General features: G+C 62.7%; 3 protein-coding genes and 1 pseudogene. 1 reads left to right on the top strand and 3 read right to left on the bottom strand.

Annotated elements, in window-relative coordinates:
* Positions 1–11 precede the first annotated feature (11 nt).
* Positions 12–872: a GTP-binding protein gene (locus A2I95_RS26740; RefSeq protein WP_291734787.1), complete on the top strand. Its 861-nt coding sequence runs from the start codon at positions 12–14 to the stop codon at positions 870–872.
* A 45-nt stretch (positions 873–917) separates the two neighbouring features.
* On the opposite strand, the gene A2I95_RS26735 is transcribed toward A2I95_RS26740, so the two are convergent.
* From A2I95_RS26735 to A2I95_RS26725, 3 genes and pseudogenes are all read right to left on the bottom strand, one after another.
* Positions 918–2597, bottom strand: a complete 1680-nt coding sequence (locus tag A2I95_RS26735; RefSeq protein ID WP_291734785.1) for an iron ABC transporter permease — start codon at positions 2595–2597, stop codon at positions 918–920.
* A 160-nt stretch (positions 2598–2757) separates the two neighbouring features.
* Positions 2758–3975, bottom strand: coding sequence for a phenylacetate--CoA ligase family protein (locus tag A2I95_RS26730; RefSeq protein ID WP_027257208.1), 1218 nt, complete (start codon positions 3973–3975; stop codon positions 2758–2760).
* A gap of 17 nt (positions 3976–3992) precedes the next feature.
* Positions 3993–4250: pseudogene (locus A2I95_RS26725) on the bottom strand (ABC transporter ATP-binding protein); the annotation flags it as partial.

The following is a 4250-nucleotide window of genomic DNA, read 5'->3' as shown; positions in this document are numbered from 1 at the left end:
GAACAGAGCGTATGAACCGGTTGCCGGTAACGATTATCAGCGGCTATCTGGGCGCTGGCAAAACCACGTTAATCAACCGCCTTTTGGCCGAAGATCACGGATTAAAGCTGACTGTGATCGTGAATGATTTTGGTGCAATCAACATTGATGACGCTCTGATCCAGGACACCGCTGGCGGCACGATTGCTCTCACCAATGGCTGTGCCTGCTGCACGATGGGCGATGACCTGTCCCTCGCGTTGCGCGACATCCTGAACCGGCCAGGCCGTCCGGATCATCTGGTCATCGAGGCCAGCGGCATTTCCGATCCGGTCTCCATCGCCAATTCGGTGCTGAATGAAAGCGGACTGAGCTATGGCGGTATCGTTACTCTGGTGGATGCGGAAAATGCCGAAACCCTGCTGAGCGACCCGCTGGTTGCACCGCAGGCAGAGCAGCAGATCCGTGCGGCAGACCTTGTGATCGTCACCAAATGCGATGACATGTCCGAAGCGGTCTCTGCCCTGCTGACGAAGGCCGGCGCCCGCACTCCCACCGTGCTGAATGGGTCGCCCGTGGCCCAGCTGCTGTTCGACGTGATGCCGCTGCCCAAGGGCGGCGCCGTTACCGCACATCCCGCCTATGCCACCTGGCAGCACCGCAGCAGCGATGTGCTGGACCGCCGCGCATTGGGGGACAAGCTGGCGGCCCGGCCCGCGGGACTTTACCGGATGAAAGGCTTTGTGCTGACCACCGGAGGCGCCTATGAGCTGCATGTGGTAGGCTGCCATGTCGAGGCCAAACGCTGTGAGGCTGAGGAAACCGTGCTGGTGGGCTTGGGTCCGGCAAACCGGATTTCCCGCGATGAGATAGAGGCCTGGTGGGCGGCCTAAGAAAATTCAAATTTTCTTGGCAAGAATTTTCCAAAATTCTTGCGCCTAGCGCCGCCGTCCCACCTGACGGCAGATCAGAATTACCGGCAACAGCCCCACCACCATGATCACCAGCGAAGGCACCGCGGCGCCCTCCAGCCGCTCATCCGCCGCCAGCCGGTGCGCCTGCACCGCCAGCGTGTCGAAATTGAACGGCCGCATAATCAACGTCGCGGGCAACTCCTTCATCACATCGACAAACACAATCAGCAGCGCGGTCAGCAGGCTGGGCGTCAGGATCGGCAGATGCACCCGGCGCAGCATCCCAAGCGGCCCCTGCCCCAAGGAGCGCGCCGCCGCATCCATGTTGGAATGCATAGTGGCCTGACCGCCCTCATAGGCGCCAAGCGCGGCGGCCATGAACCGCACGCCGTAAGCCGCGACCAGCAGCCAGATCGATCCTGTCACCAGCAGCCCGGTGCGGATGCCGAAACTCTCCCGCATCCAGGCATCCAGCGCGTTGTCAAAGGCGGCAAAAGGCACGATCAGCCCCACCGCGATCACCCCGCCCGGCACCGCATAGCCCAGCCGCGCAAAATAGGCCGCGGTTGAGGACACCTGCCCTGGCCGCAGCCGCTGGTAAAAGCCAAGGCACACTGCGGCTGCCACGGTCAGAACTGCAGCAATTGCCGCCAAAGTGATCGAGTTGGCAGTGAAATCGATATAGCGCCGGCTGAACAGGTTCTGCTCAGACTCAAAACTCATCAGGAACAACACCGCCACAGGCAGCAAAAATCCCAGCACCACCGGCACCGCGCAGAAGAAGGCCGCGACCGCTGCCTGGGGCCCCTTCAGCTCGGCCGGCGGCATCTGGTTATGATGCTTGCCTGCGTGATGGTACTTCGCCCGCCCCCGTGTCGCCCGCTCCGCTACGGCGAGCGTCAGGGCAAAGCCCAACAGGCACAGAGCCAGCTGCGCCGCCCCGCCCCGGTCGCCCAGCGAGAACCAGCTGGTGTAAATCCCGGTGGCAAAGGTCTGCACTCCGAAATAGGAAACCGTGCCGAAGTCCGCGATGGTCTCCATCACCGCCAGAAGGACGCCAGAGGCAATTGCCGGCCGTGCCATCGGCAGGCTGACCAGCCAGAATGCCTGCCAGGCGTTCTTCCCAAGTGCTCGCGCCGCCAGAAATGCACCGGCGCTCTGCTGCATGAAGGCCGCCCGCGCCAGCAAATAGACATAGGGGTAAAGCACCAGCACCAGCATCGCCGCCGCCCCTCCGGTTGAGCGGATCTCTGGAAACCAGTAGTCACGCGGCCCCCAGCCTGTCACTTCGCGCAAAGTCGACTGCACGATGCCGGGATGATCCAGAACATGGGTATAGGCATAGGCCAGCACATAGGCCGGAAACGCCAGCGGCAGCACCAGCGCTATTTCCAGGAACCGCGCACCGGGAAACCGCGTCATCGTCACCAGCCAGGCCGACCCCGTGCCGATGGCAAAAGTGCCAAGCGCCACCATCGCCACCAGCGCCAGTGTGGTAAGCGAGTAACCGGGCAGAACGGTCTCAGCCAGGTGACTTATGGTCCCGGTGCCGCCAAACGCCGCCGCCAGCGCCACTGCCACCATTGGCAGCAGGCAGGACAACGCCACCACCCAGGCCAGCACAGAAAAGATACCGCCGCCGGTCTTGCCACCGCGCCGTCGTCCGTGCGGAGCGTACTCTATGAGATCATTGGCAACAGTCATTTGCGGGGGTTACGGGTCCTGCAGAAGTTTTACACTGCCCTATTTCGACCATTCCAGTCAGAAATTCCAGCCGGAAAGCGCGGCGCAGGCCACAGAGGCTCCTTGAATAACAAACGGGCGCCGGCATCCGGCGCCCGTTCCCTTCCAATTAACAGGAGGGTCAGTCGTAGGTCCGCTGATCTTCGATCACCAGCCCGTCCTTGGGCAAAGCGTCCGGTGCCACAACTTCAACCTTGCCCTTGAGCTTCAGCACCTCGATCACCGAGCGCGCATAAGCCGCCGCATCGCCGCCCTGAGACTCAATCTGCACGGTCATCGCGTCCATCTCGCCATCGCGGCTGGCAATCACCCGCGCTTTGACGATTTCGTCATGCTTCTCGACCAGCGCCGCCACTTGCTCGGGGCGCACGAACATGCCCTTGATCTTGGTAGTCTGGTCGGCCCGGCCCATCCAGCCCTTGATTCGCATGTTGGTGCGGCCGCAGGGCGAGACACCCGGCATCACCGCCGACAGATCGCCGGTGGCAAAGCGGATCAGCGGGTAATCGGGGTTCAGAGTGGTCACCACAACCTCGCCCACTTCCCCCGGCGCCACCGGATTGCCGGTGCCAGGGGTGACAATCTCGACGATCACATGCTCGTCGACGATCATCCCCTCCATCGCCGGGCTTTCATAAGCGATATTGCCCAGATCGGCGGTGGCATAGCATTGCAGGCAGGAAATCCCGCGATCAGCATACTCCTGGCGCAGGGAAGGAAACAACGCGCCGCCGCCCACCGCCGCCTTGGTGAAGGCCAGCGCCACGCCCATCGCATCGGCCTTGTCCAGAATCACCTTCAGGTAATCCGGCGTTCCGGCATAGGCGGTGGCGCCGACATCACGCGCCGCGGTCACCTGCAGTTCGGTCTGGCCGGTGCCGGCCGGCAGTACCGCTGCGCCAACAGCCCGGGCGCCGTTTTCAAAGATCATGCCCGCAGGCGTCAGGTGATAGCCAAAGCAGTTCTGGACAACATCTCCCTGGCCGACCCCAGCAGCGTTCAGGAATCGCCCCATCCGCCACCAGTCGCCATCCACCCCGCCCGGCTCATAAATCGGGCCCGGACTTTGAAAAACATGGGCAAAGCCGGTCGCAGGCTTCACCGTAAAGCCGCCAAACGGCGGGTTGGCCTCCTGGGCGCGGCTCAGCTCCGACTTGCGCAGCACCGGCAATGCCGCCAGCGCCTCGGCCGATGTCACCGCCGCCGGATCCACACCGTCCAGCAGTTCTGCATACCCGGAAGCGGACTGGGCGCGGGCGATCTGCTCTGGCAAAGCCTTGGCAAGATCTGCGGCGCGTTCATCTGCGCTGCGGGTCTCAAGCGTGTCAAAAAAGGTCATCACTTCATCTCCCCGCATCAGCTCAGCCACCTCTTGCGGCGGCGGTAGGACCGCACGTCGCGAAAACTCTTGCGCCCTTCATCCGACATGCCGAGGTAGAATTCCTTCACATCCGGGTTCTCCCGCAGCTCAGCCGCGGGGCCGTCCATCACCACACGGCCCGATTCCAGGATATAGCCGTAATGGGCATAGCGCAGGGCGACGTTGGTGTTCTGCTCAGCCAGCAGGAAGGTCACGCCCTCCTGCTCGTTGATCGACTTTACGATCTCGAAAAT

The sequence above is a fragment of the Leisingera sp. F5 genome (assembly GCF_001593695.1).
The sequence above is the reverse complement of the archived record's forward strand: the minus strand, read 5'-3'. Positions and strand labels throughout refer to the sequence as shown.